The organism is Pseudomonas sp. FP215 (assembly GCF_030687795.1).
Lineage (GTDB): Bacteria > Pseudomonadota > Gammaproteobacteria > Pseudomonadales > Pseudomonadaceae > Aquipseudomonas > Aquipseudomonas salmasensis.
The window spans coordinates 541,150-558,696 of the sequence record NZ_CP117447.1 but is presented as its reverse complement, the minus strand read 5'-3'; the positions used below and the strand labels follow the sequence as shown (position 1 = coordinate 558,696).

At 61.2% G+C, this 17,547-nt stretch carries 9 protein-coding genes; 5 read left to right on the top strand and 4 right to left on the bottom strand.

Annotated features, from left to right (window positions below; all coding sequences use genetic code 11):
- Nucleotides 1-3: 3 nt before the first annotated feature.
- From aceF to msrA, 3 genes are all read left to right on the top strand, one after another.
- Complete coding sequence (aceF, locus tag PSH76_RS02405; protein ID WP_054918893.1) at nt 4-1,650, top strand: dihydrolipoyllysine-residue acetyltransferase; 1,647 nt, start codon at nt 4-6, stop codon at nt 1,648-1,650.
- 395 nt (nt 1,651-2,045) lie between these two features.
- Complete coding sequence (locus PSH76_RS02395) at nt 2,046-4,739, top strand: bifunctional diguanylate cyclase/phosphodiesterase (RefSeq protein WP_305493542.1); 2,694 nt, start codon at nt 2,046-2,048, stop codon at nt 4,737-4,739.
- A gap of 72 nt (nt 4,740-4,811) precedes the next feature.
- The gene (msrA, locus tag PSH76_RS02390) at nt 4,812-5,459 is read left to right on the top strand and encodes a peptide-methionine (S)-S-oxide reductase MsrA (protein WP_032893900.1); all 648 of its coding nucleotides are present in this window, start codon (nt 4,812-4,814) and stop codon (nt 5,457-5,459) included.
- Nucleotides 5,460-5,593: 134 nt separating this feature from the next.
- On the opposite strand, the gene PSH76_RS02385 is transcribed toward msrA, so the two are convergent.
- The 3 genes from PSH76_RS02385 to PSH76_RS02375 form a co-directional block, all read right to left on the bottom strand.
- Nucleotides 5,594-6,430: a 23S rRNA (adenine(2030)-N(6))-methyltransferase RlmJ gene (locus PSH76_RS02385; RefSeq protein ID WP_032893901.1), complete on the bottom strand. Its 837-nt coding sequence runs from the start codon at nt 6,428-6,430 to the stop codon at nt 5,594-5,596.
- A gap of 97 nt (nt 6,431-6,527) precedes the next feature.
- Nucleotides 6,528-7,253, bottom strand: coding sequence for a DUF4123 domain-containing protein (locus PSH76_RS02380; protein ID WP_305493541.1), 726 nt, complete (start codon nt 7,251-7,253; stop codon nt 6,528-6,530).
- Nucleotides 7,253-9,274, bottom strand: a complete 2,022-nt coding sequence (locus PSH76_RS02375) for a type VI secretion system tip protein VgrG (RefSeq protein WP_305493540.1) — start codon at nt 9,272-9,274, stop codon at nt 7,253-7,255. Before PSH76_RS02375 ends, PSH76_RS02380 begins: the two co-directional genes overlap by 1 nt.
- Nucleotides 9,275-9,621: 347 nt before the next feature.
- On the opposite strand from PSH76_RS02375, the gene PSH76_RS02370 reads away from it, so the two are divergent.
- Nucleotides 9,622-10,569, top strand: coding sequence for a hypothetical protein (locus tag PSH76_RS02370; protein ID WP_305494432.1), 948 nt, complete (start codon nt 9,622-9,624; stop codon nt 10,567-10,569).
- A gap of 441 nt (nt 10,570-11,010) precedes the next feature.
- Here the strand turns inward: PSH76_RS02370 and putP are convergent, their stop codons facing one another.
- Nucleotides 11,011-12,495, bottom strand: a complete 1,485-nt coding sequence (putP, locus tag PSH76_RS02365; RefSeq protein WP_032893906.1) for a sodium/proline symporter PutP — start codon at nt 12,493-12,495, stop codon at nt 11,011-11,013.
- A gap of 461 nt (nt 12,496-12,956) precedes the next feature.
- On the opposite strand from putP, the gene putA reads away from it, so the two are divergent.
- Nucleotides 12,957-16,910: a trifunctional transcriptional regulator/proline dehydrogenase/L-glutamate gamma-semialdehyde dehydrogenase gene (putA, locus tag PSH76_RS02360; protein ID WP_305493539.1), complete on the top strand. Its 3,954-nt coding sequence runs from the start codon at nt 12,957-12,959 to the stop codon at nt 16,908-16,910.
- Nucleotides 16,911-17,547 lie beyond the last annotated feature (637 nt).

Genomic DNA, 17,547 nt, shown 5'->3' with positions numbered 1-17,547 from the left:
TTTGTGAGCGAACTCATTCGCGTACCTGACATCGGCAGCGGTGAAGGTGAAGTAATCGAGCTGTTTGTGAAGGTCGGCGACACCGTCGAAGCCGACCAGAGCATCCTGACCCTGGAGTCGGACAAGGCGAGCATGGAAATCCCTGCTCCCAAGGCCGGCGTGGTCAAGAGCCTGAAGGTGAAGCTGGGCGACCGCCTGAAAGAAGGCGACGAGCTGCTGGAACTGGAAATCGAAGGTGCTGCCGATGCAGCCCCTGCAGCCGCGGCTCCGGCCGCCGCTGCACCTGCACCTGCTGCTGAAAAACCTGCCGCTGCCGAGGCTGCTCCAGCCCCGGCCGCTGCACCTGCCGCCGCGACCGTCCAGGACATTCACGTTCCGGACATCGGCTCGTCGGGCAAGGCCAAGATCATCGAGCTGCTGGTCAAGGTCGGCGATACCGTCGAAGCCGACCAGTCGCTGATCACCCTGGAGTCCGACAAGGCCTCCATGGAGATCCCATCGCCGGCTGCCGGCGTGGTGGAAAGCATTGCGGTCAAGCTGGAAGACGAAGTCGGCACCGGTGACTTCATCCTCAAGCTCAAAGTACAAGGTGCTGCGCCAGCCGCCGCACCCGCACCGGCTGCTGCTCCGGCTGCCAAGGCTGAAGCGGCACCTGCCGCTGCTGCCCCTGCGCCGGCCGCAAAAGCCGAAGCTGCGCCAGCCCCTGCGGCTGCTGCACCTGCGCCAAGCGGTGCCAAGGTTCACGCCGGCCCAGCCGTGCGTCAGTTGGCCCGTGAATTCGGCGTCGAGCTGAGCGCTGTTGCAGCCAGCGGCCCTCACGGCCGTGTGCTGAAGGAAGACGTGCAGGTTTACGTCAAAGCCATGATGCAAAAAGCCAAGGAAGCTCCGGCTGCCGGCGGCGCTACCGGTGGTTCGGGCATTCCGCCGATCCGTACCGTGGATTTCAGCCGTTTCGGCGAAATCGAAGAAGTGCCGATGACCCGCCTGATGCAAATCGGCGCGGCAGGCCTGCACGCCAGCTGGTTGAACATCCCGCACGTGACCCAATTCGACCAGGCCGATATCACCGACCTGGAAGCGTTCCGCGTTGCGCAGAAAGCCGTGGCCGAGAAGGCCGGCGTGAAGCTGACCGTGCTGCCACTGCTGCTCAAGGCCTGTGCACACCTGCTCAAGGAACTGCCGGACTTCAACAGCTCGCTGGCGCCAAGCGGCAAGGCGATCATTCGCAAAAAGTACGTGCACATCGGCTTTGCGGTCGACACCCCGGATGGCCTGCTGGTACCGGTCATCAAGAATGTCGATCAGAAGAGCCTGCTGCAACTGGCTGGCGAAGCGGCCGCACTGGCTGCCAAGGCCCGCGACAAGAAGCTCACCCCGGACGACATGCAGGGCGCCTGCTTCACCATCTCCAGCCTCGGCCACATTGGCGGCACTGGCTTCACGCCAATCGTCAACGCGCCGGAAGTGGCGATCCTGGGTGTGTCCAAGGCCACCATCCAGCCTGTGTGGGACGGTAAAGCGTTCCAACCCAAGCTGATGCTGCCACTGTCGCTGTCCTACGATCACCGCGTGATCAACGGCGCCGCGGCTGCGCGCTTCACCCAGCGCCTGAGCCAGTTGCTGAACGACATCCGCACCATCCTGCTGTAAGGCGCAAGGCCTTCCTGTTACCGGGAAGGCCCTTGCCACACCGATTTCCGAGCGCCACGCTCGTACCTCAACCCCGCCACTTGGCGGGGCTTTTTTTGCCTGTGTTTTCTGTAGGAGCGAGCTTGCTCGCGAAGATCGTCAACGATAACGCAGGTACTCTGGTTAAACGCGGTGTTCTGGCGTTTTTCGCGAGCAAGCTCGCTCCTACAGAGAACAGGTGTGAACCACCGATCACCCCAATTACAGAAATCACCCATGCGGCCGATAACAGGCTTATAGCACTTAGCCTTCATCCTCTCTTGTCACTGCGTGCTGCATGATGCAACCTTGCCGCAGTCGACAGTCAAGAGGGCGTGAGCCCAGCGCAGTGCGCATTTTCCCAAGCGAGTTTCCCCATGAAAAGCCAACCCGATGTCGCCCGTATGGCGGCCGAGGTAGTGACGCAATTACCGGTGCCTTCGCGCCTCGGTATGCTGCGTTTCGAGCGGCTTAATGAGGCAAGCTGGGCCCTGCTCTACCTCGACCCCAATTGCGAGCGCCAGTTCGGCCTGCCAGCGGTTGAACTCTGCGCCTTGATCGGCACGCCCTACGCCAGCCTGATGGAACCCCAGGCGCGCTACCAGTTGCACGATGCGATCCAGCAGCAACTGGCCCAGAGCCCCCATTATCTGGTGCGCTACACCCTGCACACCCATGACGGCCCGCTAAGCGTTTTGGAGATGGGCGAAGCCTACAAACAACACAACCGCCACCTGGTGCGCGGCTACCTGATGGTGGTTGAGGGGCTGTTCAGCGAGACCAGCACGCCCGCCCCGACCGTCGACCTGGAAAACCAGAACAGCCGCCTGCAAATCGCCCTGGAGCTCAACCAGCGAGCGCAGCAGGAACAGTTGCAGCACCTGGAGCGAGTACGTGCCCAGCAGGAATTGATCCTGCTGCTGGCGCGCCAACGCTACACCACGCCCAACTCCCTGCAAGAAGCCGCTGAGCTGATCACCCGCAGCGCCTGTGACATTTACCAGATCGACTGCGCCAGCATCTGGAACCTCGAAGGCCATCACCTGGTACCGATCTCCGCCTATCACCGCGCCGATCAACAACACCACCTGCCCGAAGCCATCGACGCCAGTGGCTTCCCGGATTACCTGGAAGCCCTGCATTCGAGCCGCGCCATCGATGCCACCCACGCCCTGCGCGACCCACGCACCCGGGAAATGGCCGAAAGCCTGCGCGCCAAGGACATCCACGCGATGCTCGACGCCAGCATCCGTGTCGACGGCCAGGTCGTCGGCGTGCTGTGCCTGGAACAAGGCGGCAGCCCGCGCGCCTGGCAGTCCGATGAGATCGCGTTTGCTGGCGAGCTGGCAGACCAGTTCGCCCAGGTCATCAATAACCACAACCGCCGCACCGCCACCAGCGCCCTGCACCTGTTCCAGCGCGCCGTGGAGCAAAGCGCCAACGCGTTTTTGCTGGTCAATTGCGACGGCGTGGTGGAGTACGTCAACCCCAGCTTCACCGCGATCACCCAGTACAGCGCCGAAGAAGTCCACGGCCATCGCCTGGCCCAACTGCCGGCCCTGGAAAACCTCAGCGAGTTGCTGTTCGACGCACCCTCGGCCCTGGCCAAAAGCAACAGCTGGCAAGGTGAGTTCAAGAGCCGCCGCAAGAACCTGGAACCCTACTGGGGCCAGCTGTCGATTTCCAAGGTGTATGGCGACAACCGCGAGCTGACCCACTACATCGGCATCTACGAAGACATCACCCAGACCAAGCTCGCGCAACAGCGCATCGAACGCCTGGCCTACACCGACAACCTAACCAACCTGGGCAATCGCCCGGCGTTCATTCGCAACCTCGACGAGCGCTTTGCCCGCGACAGCGACAGCCCGATCAGCCTGCTGTTGGTGGACATCGACAACTTCAAGCGCATCAACGACAGCCTCGGCCATCAGACTGGCGACAAGTTGCTGATCAGCCTCGCGCGCCGCCTGCGCAACAGCTTGAGCAGCGGCGGCAGCCTGGCGCGTTTCGCCAGTAATGAATTCGCGGTGCTGTTGGACGACGCCGACCTGGAGACCGGCCAGCAGGTGGCCAGCCAGTTGCTAACCACCCTCGACAAGCCGATGTTCGTCGACAACCAGTTGATCAGCGTCACCGGCTCCGTGGGCCTGGCCTGCGCGCCGCTGCATGGCCGCGACCCGCAAACCCTGATGCGCAACGCCGGCCTGGCCCTGCATAAGGCCAAGGCCAACGGTAAACACCAGGTGCAGGTGTTTACCGAAGCCCTGAACGCCGAGGCCAGCTACAAGCTGTTCGTGGAAAACAACCTGCGCCGTGCCCTGACCCAGAACGAGCTGGACGTGTTCTACCAGCCCAAGCTGTGCCTGCGCAGCGGTCGCCTGCTGGGCATGGAAGCGCTGTTGCGCTGGAACCATCCGGAAAAAGGCATGATCCGCCCCGACCAGTTCATCAGCGTGGCTGAAGAGACCGGGCTGATCATCCCTATCGGCAAATGGATCGCGCGCCAGGCCTGCCGTATGAGCCGGCAATTGACCGCCGCAGGCCTGGGCAACTTGCAGGTGGCCATCAACCTGTCGCCCAAGCAATTCTCCGACCCGGATCTGGTGGCGTCGATTGCCACCATCCTCAAGGAGGAAGAGCTGCCGGCCAACCTGCTGGAGCTGGAGCTGACCGAAGGCCTGCTGCTGGAAGCCACCGAAGATACGCGCTTGCAACTGGACCAGCTCAAGAGCTTCGGCCTGACCCTGGCGATGGACGACTTCGGCACCGGTTACTCGTCGCTGAGCTACTTGAAAAAATTCCCCATCGACATCATTAAGATTGATCGCAGCTTTATCCATGAAATCCCGGACAACCAGGACGACATGGAAATCACCTCGGCGGTGATCGCCATGGCCCACAACCTCAAGCTCAAGGTGGTGGCCGAAGGCATCGAGACCGCTGAGCAGCTGGCGTTCCTGCGCCGGCACCGTTGCGACGTGGGCCAGGGCTATCTGTTCGACCGCCCGATCCCGGGTGCCGAGCTGCTGCACAGGCTTAAACGCTACCCGCGCGGGCCAATCGCCTGACAGCGCTGTAACACTCGGGCACACTGGCTGTCTGACAATTTACTGTTACTCAACCTGACGAGAGGACTGATCATGGTCTTGCGCTCGGAAATTCTGGTGAACAAAAACGTGCTGCCTACTCAAGAACAAGCTCTGCCTGGCCGTGAAACCCCGATGAAGTTGCCCGAAACGCACTTCGTCAACGGCAACCCACTGCTGGGCCCGTTCCTGGATGACGTCGGCTTTGCGATCTTCGGCCTGGGCTGCTTCTGGGGCGCAGAACGCAAGTTCTGGCAGCGCGACGGCGTGGTCAGCACCGTGGTCGGCTACGCAGGCGGCTTTACGCCCAACCCGACGTATGAAGAAGTCTGCTCGGGCCTGACCGGCCATAGCGAAGTGGTGCTGGTGGTGTATGACCAGGCCAAGGTCAAGTACGAAGACCTGCTGAAGATGTTCTGGGAACTGCACAACCCGACCCAGGGCATGCGCCAGGGCAACGACATCGGCAGCCAGTACCGTTCGGTGATCTACGCCACTACGCCTGAGCAACTGGCGGCAGCCAAGGCCAGTGCCGCGGCGTATCAGCAAGAGCTGAGCAAGGCCGGCCTGGGTGAGATCACCACAGAAATCGAAGAAGCCCCGACGGTGTACTTCGCCGAGGCGTATCACCAGCAGTACCTGGCGAAGAATCCCCAGGGTTACTGCGGAATCGGCGGCACTGGCGTGACCTGCCCGATCTAAGGTCAACATAAAACCAAATGTGGGAGGGGGCTTGCCCCCGATAGCGGAGTGTCAGTTACGGATGTAATAGCTGATACTCAGCAATCGGGGGCAAGCCCCCTCCCACATTGGTTTGTGTTTGGCCGCAAAGGCGGTTATTCGGCGATAAGCCAATCCATCTGCCAGCCACCCTGGGTCTGGCCCAGTTGCTTGGACAACCACGGCAACAACTCCCGCAGCTCTTCTTCCAAGCCCCACGGCGGATTGGCAATCGCCAGGCCCGAGCCAGTGAGGGTATTGGGCGTGTCCAGCGGATGCACCAGCAACTCCACACGCAGCAGCTTCGGCGCACCGGTACCGGCCAGGTCCTGGTAGAAACGGCGCAACATGCGCTGGTCTTTCACCGGGTACCAGATCGCCGCCACCGTCTGGCGCATACGGCTGACGGCTTCCTTGAGGGATGCCGCGCAACGCTGCATTTCGTCGAGTTTTTCAAACGGCGGGTCGATCAGCATCAGCGCGCGCTTTTCCGGCACCGGCAGCAAGGCCCGTGGCACATGCCAGCCTTCGCCCAGGTGCACTTTGACGCGGCGATCACCCTTCATGTTGTCCTTGAGCAGCACGCCATCTTCCGGGTGCTTCTCATTGAGCAGCACGCGGTCCTGGGGCCGCGTGAGGCGGCGCGCCAGTTCCGGCGAGCCGGGGTAGTAGCGCAACTGGCCATCCGGGTTCATCTCGTGCAGCACGCGCATGTAGTCGGCGGTGAGCGGCGGCAGGTCGCTTGCGCCCCACAGGCGGGCGATGCCTTCCAGATACTCACCAGTGCGGTTGGCCTGGTCGCCCTGCAGGTCGTACAAGCCAATGCCTGCGTGAGTGTCGAGGTAGGCGAACGGCTGTTCCTTGCGCGACATCAGGGCGATGAGGCGGGTCAAGGTCAGGTGTTTGAAGACATCGGCATGGTTGCCGGCGTGAAAGGCGTGACGATAATTCATGGTTGCTCCTGCGCAGGGGGCGAAGTTTACCTTCTACCGACGCAAAGGTGCAGGGCCGCACGGCAGGCGGCACGGATGTCACGCTATCACCAGGGGCTCAACCGAGTTGCGAGGCAAGGTAATCAGCCAATGCGCCATGGCTGATTTGCGGACTGCGTGCGAAGTAAGCGACCTTGTGCTGCAAGGTGGCTGGCGTAAACGCGGTGTAGAGGTCAGGGCGCTGTTCCTGGAGCCATTGCAGCAGATTGTCGACCAGCACCTGCGGTGACTGCTGGGCCATGTGCGTCAGCAAGCACGCCGGTACCTGCCACCAGGGGCTGGCTGGGGCCGCAGCGACTGACCTGGGCGCCACGGACAGCGGCTGGCCGTTGACCAGGTAGCGCTGGAACACCGGCAACGCGCGCGCCGCCTCGCCGCCTAATGACTGCAACATCGGCAAAAGGTGCGCGCCGTCCCAGAAACGCAAAAACACCGTCTGGTTTTCCGGCAGGTACACATGGGTCAAGCCCTGCAAATGCGCGACCACCACGTCCAGCGGGCTGGATGAGACCGCCAGCCAGCCCCAATCCGTCGCTTGGGTGGTGGCTATCCACTCGAGAAAGGCACTGCCCGGCTCAACGATGCCCACGTAGGGCATGACCTCATCCCAGTTGGCGTAGGCCGTGCCCGCCCAGATCGGTCGCGGCATCTTTGCCGCGGCCGTGGCTTGCCAGACGGCGAGCGGCCTGGAGTCGCTGGCATTGCCCAGCACGGCGTACAGCTGTTCATCTGGCTGCAACGGGTATTGCGCCAGCCAGGCACTGGGCGTCAAGGGTGCAGGCATCAGGACGCACTCCGCACATGGGCGCCGATGTCACACTGGCCGTTCTTGCAGCGCTCGCATTCTTCACAGAACGGCGCGCTGCGTTTCAGGCTGACCACTTGTGCGCGGCTTAACGGCGCGGGCACCACCGTCAATAAAGTCTCGTTCAATCCAGGCATCAACGGCGCCGGTGTCGGGGCAGGCGCGCTGCCGAGCTGAATCGGCACGCTGCTGAATATCCCGCCCGCCGATAACGTGATCGACTGCCCGCCCGCCTGGATCGTCACGCTGGCACCCGCATCAATGATGATGCTTTGCCCGGCGCCCAGCGTAAGGGTCTGCCCGGCCCGCATATGTTGCGAACCGCCGACCACCAGATGGTCATCCTGCTTGAGTTGCGTCAAACGGTTGCCATGGGTGATGCGCAGCTCCTGGCCCTGCAACTCATGGCGCGACTCGCCGCCCACCTGCACGCGACGCTGGTTATCGACCTGTACCTGTTGGTCATGCAGCACATGCTGGGTCCAGTCCCGCTGGGCGCGCAGGTAGATCTCTTCGGCGCCCTTGCGGTCCTCGATACGCAGTTCGTTGTAGCCGCCACCGCCCGGGCTGCTCTGGCTACGCCAGAGACTGCGGGTCTTGTCCGCTGGCAGGTCGAGGGGCACTGGCGTGGCGGCGTTGGGCAGGCACCCCACCACCAGCGGCATGTCCATGTCGCCATTGACGAACCCCACCAGCACTTCCATGCCCACCCGGGGGATCAGCACCACACCATAACGGTCATGGGCCCAGCCACTGGCTACCCGCAACCAGCAACTGGAATGGTCGTTGTGCTCGCCAATGCGATCCCAGGCCAGTTGCACCTTGACCCGGCCGTATTCGTCACAGTGAACCTCACTGTCAACCGGGCCAGTGACCACCGCGCTTTGATACCCCGACACCGTCGGGCGCGGCTGCTCTGGCAAGGGCGGACGAAACACCGCATCCCATGGCGCGGCCACAAATGCGTTGCGATAGCCCTGGCGCAGTTCCCCTCCATCCTCCTCGGTGACCGCCTCCTCCAGCACCTGGGGCTGCTTGCCTTCATGGCGCACCTGCGTCACCAGCCACAAGTCATTCCAGTCCTCGCGAGGGTGCTCACGCAACTGCAAAAACCGGCCACTGGCCAACGCCGGCTCATCGCCCTGGCCATGGGCACTGCGATAGTCGCTGCGGTGCCGCTCCAGGCCACGCTGGGCTAGGCATCTGCCTTGGGCTCGGTCGGAAAAGTTGCCGGGGTAGTGCTGCGCTTCAAGCTTGGGCAATGACTCGTCGACGGCTGCGCCTTCTAGCTCGACATGGGGTTTGCGAAAGTCGTAATCGCGCAGGTTCAGCGCCGTGGTACGGGTTGCCAATTGCAAGGTGAAGCGCTTGATCGCGGGAGTATCGGCCACCATTCCCGAACCTGGCCGGTAAGGCGTAGGCTGATCCATCTGGGCAAACACCGTCTGGTCATCGCCAAACACCAGCAGGTGCCCGTCGGGGGAATGCTGGAAGTGATAGTGAATCCCCAGCTCGGCACACAGGCGCTGAATGAACGCCAGGTCGCTCTCGCCGAACTGCACGCAGTATTCACGCTCCGGGTAATCACCGCTCAACCGGAACTCGAAACGGTCACTGTGAATCCCCTGCCCGGCCAACACCTGGGCAACAATCTGCGGCACCGTCTTATGCTGAAAAATGCGCTGGTGGCTGCTGTGTGCCAGGTACGCCAGATGTGGCGCAAGACTGAGCTGGTAACGCGTCAAGCGCCGGCCCGAGTCGCCCTGGGCAACCCGATACACCAGGCCATGAACGCCATGCCCCTGCTCATCGAAGCCCAAGTACACCTGGCGATGCAGCAAGCCCTCCAGGTCGATATCCGGCTGCTCGCAGACCAGCTCAAGTTCAAACCGGTAAGGCTGGCTGATGGCCTCGGTGCCGTTGAACGCGAACACCTTGAAGTCACTGGGCGACCCGTCCAGGGCCAGGGTAAATGCAGGTTGGTTGGCAGGAGCGAACATCCGGTGTTTCTCTGCGAAGGGTGGGCGGTCGATTCTGCACCAGCTTACGGCCGGCCTGAGCTCATACCGGGTAAATCAGTAAGGTCCTACCGCCGTCTTCATTTGATGGGGGGTAGCCGCGTGCTGAAGCCCCATTGCGGTAAAAATCCACACGTCTGACAGAATATTACGGCAGCCCAGTAGCCTGTTTCCCAAACGTAAAAACACCACCCCGAAACGCCCCTCCATAACCACGACACCCTCTCATCACCTGTTTAAATTGCGCAGCCATGTTCATTCAAAAGGAATGTTTTCATGGCAGGCAATCGCCACTCTTCGAGCCGATCACTATTGCTGGGGAATCTGTAATGTCCCAGCCCTATGCGTTTATCAATGACCAGCAACAAACCTCTGTGGAACTCAAGGCCAAATTACGCTTAGGAAAGCACGCCGAAGCCAAGTTCGACGCGCTCAACGCGCACATTCGCAATGTGGTGGTGCTACCGGGGCAACTCGTCATTATCGGCGACGACACTACCGCAGCCTGTACCCTGGAAGAGTCACGCTTGATGCGAGCCGCCTGGGATATTCGCCACAGCGTGATGGCCGAAGGCGGGGATGCCTCTGCAGTGCACAACTATGATTTGCTGCAAAAGCTGCTGGGGTATACCTCACTGGGTATAGGCACGGCAGGTGATGCCTGGAGCAAGCATTTGCAAGACATTGCAAAAACCCTGGAAGAAATTGATGCCCTGCATAAACAGTCACTACGCCGGGGCGGTGGTGCCGCCAGAGAGGAGTTTCTCGCACGACGCCGAACACTGTTTGCAAGGCTGGACGCTCAACTGCGGGGTTTTGCGCGTTATGGCACGGGGCTGCGCAATGAAGGCTCGATCAAGAAAATGCTAGGTGTCTCGACCAGAAGCTATTTGCATACGGGGGAGATAAGCCGGTATCAAGAGACCATCGCACGGATTTCGAAGACGGCGAAGCTGCTTAAAAACGGGACGCCGTTGGGGATAGCATTGAGTACGACGGTGACGGCGCTGGAGATAAAAGAGGCGTGTTCGACCGGGAGAGAGGAGCAGTGCAGGAAAGCCAGATATGTAGAGCTGGGAAAACTGAGCGCAGGAGTTAGTGGAGGCTTAGCGGGCGGTTTTGGCGGGACAGCACTGTGTATTTTTTTATTAGCTCCTAGTACTGGCCCAGGGGCTCTAGCCTGTATGTTAGTTGCCGGGGGCCTCGGCGGGGCAGCAGGAGGGCATTTTGGCGGCACGGCTGGCGAAAAGGTAGGTGAGTTTTTGTATGAGTATTGAGGCGTTCATGAATTGGCCCCCAATCATATTGGTCGCCATTAGCTCAATATCTGCAGCAATCATCTCAAACATACTTATGTTCTTTTTGTGCTACCGAAAACTCGAGACCATGGAAGCGCTCCTGGACAAATGTCGCCTGGTCGCCGTCCACAGCAGTTATTTGAGAAATTCACCAAGGGAAAGGATAGCGAGGCTTTGCGCAGTATATTGCGTCATTGCGCTACCCCGATTTAATGCTTGGCGAGGCGTCGCTGACCTAGAGCAGGCGCGGGCCTTTCCACGTCAAACAAAGCTTCTGCTCCATCTAACGTTCTTTCTCTGCACGCTCGGCTTGTCAGGGATGGTCGCCATCTCCTTTATTGATCCAGTAAAGTAAAAAAGGCCCGCGATCATAATACGCGGGCCTTTTGTTCATCCTCTAAGCGCTGAGCGCCCAGCGAATTACTTGTTCAAGTTGTAATCTTTTTCCGCAGCATCAAAACGCTCGACCATACCCACCGTCGGTGCGCCCATCTTGCTCACGAAGTAGATCGCCAGGCTGGCGAAGATGAAGCCTGGGATGATTTCGTACAGGCCCAGCAATTCGAAGTGTTTCCACACGATCACTGTGATTGCGCCGACCAGGATGCCAGCCAGTGCGCCGTTGCGGGTCATGTGTTTCCAGATTACCGAGATCAGTACCACAGGGCCGAAGGCTGCACCGAAACCGGCCCAGGCGTAGCTGACCAGGCCCAGTACGCGGTTTTCCGGGTTGGCGGCCATGGCGATGGCGATCAAGGCCACGAGCAGCACCATCAGGCGACCGACCCATACCAGTTCACGCTGGGACGCGCCCTTGCGCAGGAAAGCCTTGTAGAAGTCTTCGGTCAGGGCGCTGGAGCACACCAGCAATTGGCAGCTCAGGGTGCTCATCACCGCCGCCAGAATGGCCGACAGCAACACACCGGCAACCCATGGGTTGAACAGGATCTTGGCCAGCTCGATAAACACGCGCTCTGGGTTTTCAGTCACCGGGCCTGCCACTTCCGGATGCGCCGAGAAGTAAGCGATACCGAAGAAGCCCACTGCCACGGTGCCGCCCAGGCACAGGATCATCCAGGTCATGGAAATACGACGCGCCTTGGCGATCGACTTCACCGAGTCCGCCGCCATGAAACGCGCGAGGATGTGCGGTTGGCCGAAGTAGCCCAGGCCCCAGCCCATCAGCGAAATAACGCCGATGAAGGTGGTGTTTTTCAGCATGTCGAAGCTGGTCGGGTCCTTGGCTTCAATGGCCAGGAAGGTGGTGTCTACGCCGCCGGTGGCCAGCAGCACAATGATCGGCGTGAGGATCAGCGCGAAGATCATCAACGTGGCTTGTACGGTATCGGTCCAGCTGACTGCCAGGAAACCACCGATGAAGGTGTAGGCAATGGTCGCTGCAGCACCGGCCCATAGCGCGGTCTCGTAGGACATGCCGAAGGTGCTTTCGAACAGGCGGGCGCCGGCAACGATGCCGGAGGCGCAGTAGATGGTGAAGAACACCAGAATCACCACGGCGGAGATGATCCGCAGCAGGCCGCTTTTATCTTCGAAGCGGCTGGAGAAGTAATCCGGCAGGGTCAGGGCGTCGCCGTTGTGTTCGGTCTGCACCCGCAGGCGGCCGGCCACGAACAACCAGTTGAGGTAAGCACCGACGATCAGGCCGATGGCAATCCAGCTTTCCGACAGACCGGACATGTAGATCGCGCCCGGCAAGCCCATCAACAGCCAGCCGCTCATGTCGGAAGCACCGGCGGACAGAGCTGTCACCACGCTACCGAGGCTGCGGCCGCCCAGGATGTAATCGGAAAGGTTGTTGGTGGAGCGATAGGCCATCAGGCCGATCAGCACCATTGCTGCGATGTAGATCACGAACGTGATCAGGGTTGGATTACTAACGCTCATAGGAGTGACGCCCTGGCTTTGTTTTTATGTAGCGACGGTCATAGGGACGGCCACCCGTGGATAACCGGATAGACGAACCTGCATGCCGCGCATTTATGACTGGCGTTTCCCCAGGAAAGCCGCCAGCCGATGAACCCACCCACAGGGTTGGTTGCACCTTGGTGCGCGAATGCTATTCAACAAAGCAAATAAGGTGCAACCAGTTTCTGCCGATTAAGTTGCACCCAAGTATGTTTTAGGACAAACGCGCTTTTTTTGCTCCTTTTCGGAGCAAGAACAGCCGATCTCAGAAGCAAATGCACCAGCGCGGAGCGGATTCGGTCGTGTGTTTATTTTTTTCCGATCAAGCGTCGAACATTTAACCAACAAAAGGGTTGCACCCGGTTGCACCTCGAGATGGGCAAAGCTAATCTTGCCGCCAGCAGATGCCACTCGGTAGTGGCACCCATGAGGATAAAAAAATGGCAACGACCACCCTTGGGGTCAAACTCGACGACCCGACCCGCGAACGCCTGAAGGCCGCCGCGACCTCCATTGATCGCACGCCGCACTGGCTGATCAAGCAGGCGATTTTCAATTACCTGGAGAAACTCGAGGGTGGTGCAACCCTGTCCGAGCTCAATGGCTTGAGCAGCAAGGAGGCCGATGATGCCGGCGAGGTCCAGGCCGACCACGCCCACCAGTGCTTCCTTGAGTTCGCCGAGAGCATCCTGCCGCAATCGGTATTGCGTGCCGCGATCACCGCTGCTTACCGCCGCCCCGAGCCGGAAGTGGTGCCGATGCTGATCGAACAGGCGCGCCTGCCGGCACCGATGGCCGAAGCCACCAACAAGCTGGCCGCGAGCATTGCCGAAAAACTGCGTAATCAGAAGAGTGCTGGCGGCCGTGCCGGTATTGTTCAGGGCCTGCTGCAAGAATTCTCCCTGTCGTCCCAGGAAGGCGTGGCGCTGATGTGCCTGGCCGAAGCGCTGCTGCGCATCCCGGACAAAGGCACCCGCGATGCACTGATCCGCGACAAGATCAGCACCGGCAACTGGCAGCCGCACCTGGGCAACAGCCCTTCGCTGTTCGTCAACGCCGCCACCTGGGGCCTGCTGCTGACCGGCAAGCTGGTGTCGACCCACAACGAAGCGGGCCTGACCTCGTCCCTGAGCCGCATCATCGGCAAGAGCGGCGAGCCGATGATCCGCAAGGGCGTCGACATGGCCATGCGCCTGATGGGCGAGCAGTTCGTCACCGGCGAAACCATCGCCGAAGCCCTGGCCAATGCGAGCAAATTCGAAGCCAAGGGCTTCCGCTATTCCTACGACATGCTCGGTGAAGCCGCACTCACCGAACACGACGCCCAGAAGTACCTGGCCTCGTACGAACAAGCCATTCACTCCATCGGCAAAGCTTCCCATGGCCGTGGGATCTATGAAGGCCCGGGCATCTCCATCAAGCTCTCCGCCCTGCACCCGCGCTACAGCCGTGCGCAGTACGAGCGCGTGATGGACGAGCTGTACCCGCGCCTGCTGTCGCTGACCTTGCTGGCCAAGCAGTACGACATCGGCCTGAACATCGACGCCGAAGAAGCCGACCGCCTGGAGCTGTCCCTGGACCTGCTCGAGCGCCTGTGCTTCGAGCCGCAACTGACCGGCTGGAACGGCATCGGCTTTGTGATCCAGGCGTACCAGAAGCGTTGCCCGTATGTGATCGACTACGTCATCGACCTGGCCCGCCGCAGCCGCCATCGCCTGATGATCCGCCTGGTAAAAGGCGCGTACTGGGACAGCGAAATCAAGCGCGCCCAGGTCGAAGGCCTGGAAGGCTACCCGGTCTACACCCGCAAGGTGTACACCGACGTTTCCTACATTGCCTGCGCACGCAAACTGCTGTCGGTGCCGGAAGTCATCTACCCGCAGTTCGCCACGCACAACGCCCACACCCTGTCGGCTATCTACCACATCGCAGGCCAGAACTATTACCCCGGCCAGTACGAGTTCCAGTGCCTGCACGGCATGGGTGAACCGCTGTACGAACAGGTTGTAGGCAAGGTTTCCGAAGGCAAGCTGAACCGTCCGTGCCGTGTGTACGCACCGGTCGGTACTCACGAAACACTGTTGGCTTACCTGGTTCGTCGCCTGCTGGAAAACGGCGCCAACACCTCGTTCGTCAACCGCATCGCTGACCAGTCCATCTCGATCCAGGAATTGGTAGCCGACCCGGTGGCCAGCATCGAGCAAATGGCAACCCAGGAAGGCGGTTTCGGCCTGCCGCACCCGCGCATTCCGTTGCCACGTGACCTGTACGGCAGCGACCGCGCCAACTCGGCCGGTATCGACTTGGCCAACGAACATCGTCTGGCCTCGCTGTCCTGCGCCCTGCTGGCCACCGCTCACAACAACTGGAAGGCCGCACCGATGCTCGGTTGCGCCACCAGCAATGAAGCGGCCCAACCGGTGCTGAACCCGTCCGATCTGCGTGACGTGGTCGGCCAGGTACAGGAAGCCACCGTCGAAGACGTCGACAACGCCATCCAGTGCGCCATCAGCGCCGCGCCGATCTGGCAGGCCACCCCGCCCGCCGAACGCGCTGCCATCCTGGAGCGCGCCGCCGACTTGATGGAAGGCGAGATCCAGCCGCTGATGGGCCTGCTGGCCCGTGAAGCCGGCAAGACCTTCGCCAACGCCATCGCCGAAGTGCGTGAAGCCGTGGACTTCCTGCGTTACTACGCGGTGCAGGCGCGCAACGACTTTACCAATGACGCCCACCGCCCATTGGGCCCGGTGGTGTGCATCAGCCCGTGGAACTTCCCGCTCGCCATCTTCAGCGGCCAAGTGGCTGCTGCGCTGGCTGCCGGTAACCCGGTGCTGGCCAAGCCTGCCGAGCAGACGCCGCTGGTGGCTGCCCAAGCCGTACGCATCCTGCTTGAAGCTGGCATTCCGGAAGGTGTGCTGCAGTTGCTGCCAGGCCAGGGCGAAAGCGTCGGTGCCCGCCTGGTGGGTGATGATCGCGTCAAAGGCGTGATGTTCACCGGTTCCACCGAAGTGGCGCGCCTGCTGCAACGCAATGTCGCCGGTCGCCTGGATGCCCAGGGTCGCCCGATTCCGCTGATCGCCGAAACCGGTGGCCAGAACGCGATGATCGTGGACTCCTCGGCGCTGACCGAACAAGTGGTGATCGATGTCGTGTCGTCGGCCTTCGACAGCGCCGGTCAACGTTGCTCGGCCCTGCGCGTACTGTGCCTGCAGGAAGATTCGGCAGACCGTGTGGTCGAAATGCTCAAGGGCGCCATGGCTGAATGCCGCCTGGGCAACCCGGAACGCCTGTCGGTGGACATCGGCCCGGTGATCGATGCCGAAGCCAAGGCGGGTATCGAGAAACACATCCAGGCCATGCGCGACAAAGGCCGCAACGTTTACCAGGTGGCGATTGCCGACGGTGAAGAGATCAAGCGCGGCACCTTCGTGATGCCAACCCTGATCGAGCTGGAAAGCTTCGACGAACTGCAACGCGAGATCTTCGGCCCGGTACTGCACGTGGTGCGCTACAAGCGCAAAGAGATCGACCAGCTCATCGGCCAGATCAACGCTTCCGGCTACGGCCTGACCCTGGGCGTACACACCCGCATCGACGAGACCATCGCCAAGGTGATCGACAACGTCAATGCCGGTAACGTCTACGTCAACCGCAACATTGTGGGTGCCGTGGTCGGCGTGCAACCGTTCGGCGGCGAAGGCCTGTCGGGTACTGGCCCGAAAGCCGGTGGCCCGCTGTACCTGTACCGTTTGCTGTCGACTCGTCCTACCGATGCGATCGAGCAATCCTTCGTACGCGGCGACAAGTTGGCCGCGCCGGACGTACGCCTGCGTGATGCCATGAGCCAATCGCTGACCGCCCTGAAAACCTGGGCCGACGGCAATAAGTTCAGCGAACTGAGCGCTTTGTGCACGCAGTTCGCCGCCCAATCGCAAAGCGGTATCACCCGCCAACTGGCCGGCCCGACCGGCGAGCGCAACAGCTACGCCATCCTGCCGCGCGAGCACGTACTGTGCCTGGCCGAGGTGGAAGGCGACCTGCTGACCCAACTGGCGGCGGTATTGGCCGTCGGCGGTTCGGCGGTATGGCCGGAAACCGAACTGACCAAGGCCTTGTTCCCACGCCTGCCGAAGGAGATTCAGGCGAAGATCAAGCGCGTGGCCGACTGGACCAAGGATGACGTCGTGTTTGACGCCGTGCTGCATCATGGTGATTCCGACCAACTGCGTGCGGTGTGCCAGCAAGTGGCGCAGCGCGGTGGGGCGATTGTCGGGGTGCATGGTATGTCGCAAGGCGAAACGGCGATTGCGCTGGAGCGTCTGGTGATCGAGCGTGCGTTGAGCGTAAACACCGCTGCAGCGGGTGGTAACGCCAGCCTGATGACCATCGGCTAACTGACACAACGCGGTAAAAGTGTGGGAGCTGGCTTGCCTGCGATAGCGGCCTGCCAGCCGAAGCCTATCTACCTGACACCCCAACGATCCAACTGTGGGAGCGGGCTTGCTCGCGAAGGCGGTCTGGCAATCAACGCAGTTGGATTGTGTACATATCCATTCCTGGGGTAACGGCCACTTAGGGTTCCGCCCTGACGGCGGCTCACTTTTGAACAGCGCAAAAGTAAGCAAAACGCTCTTGCCCCACCACTCGGCACCTCGCTTAGGCTCGGTGTGCCCGTAATCCGCCAGTGATTTGGGGGGCCGCCGCCACGCGCCATCCATGGCGCGGGGCGGCTAAACCGGCATCCCTGCCGGTTTACCCCCCAAATCACTGTCGAATTCCGGCCAGCGTGGTTTAACGGGGCGCCTGAGATCAAAAGCAGATCAAGATCAAGAGCGGCTCGCTTCGCATCGTGGTTACCGTCTGCTGTTACAACCCACAAAGTTGTGTAGAGACCTATACCCATCGCAGGCAAGCCAGCTCCCACACTGATCGTGCTCCACCTTGCGCCAGCGTTCTGCCCTTCTATCACTTAAATCAATCTTGCTATCCACCCTCCATTCGCGCACTTAGACTCAGGCCAATTCCTTCAAA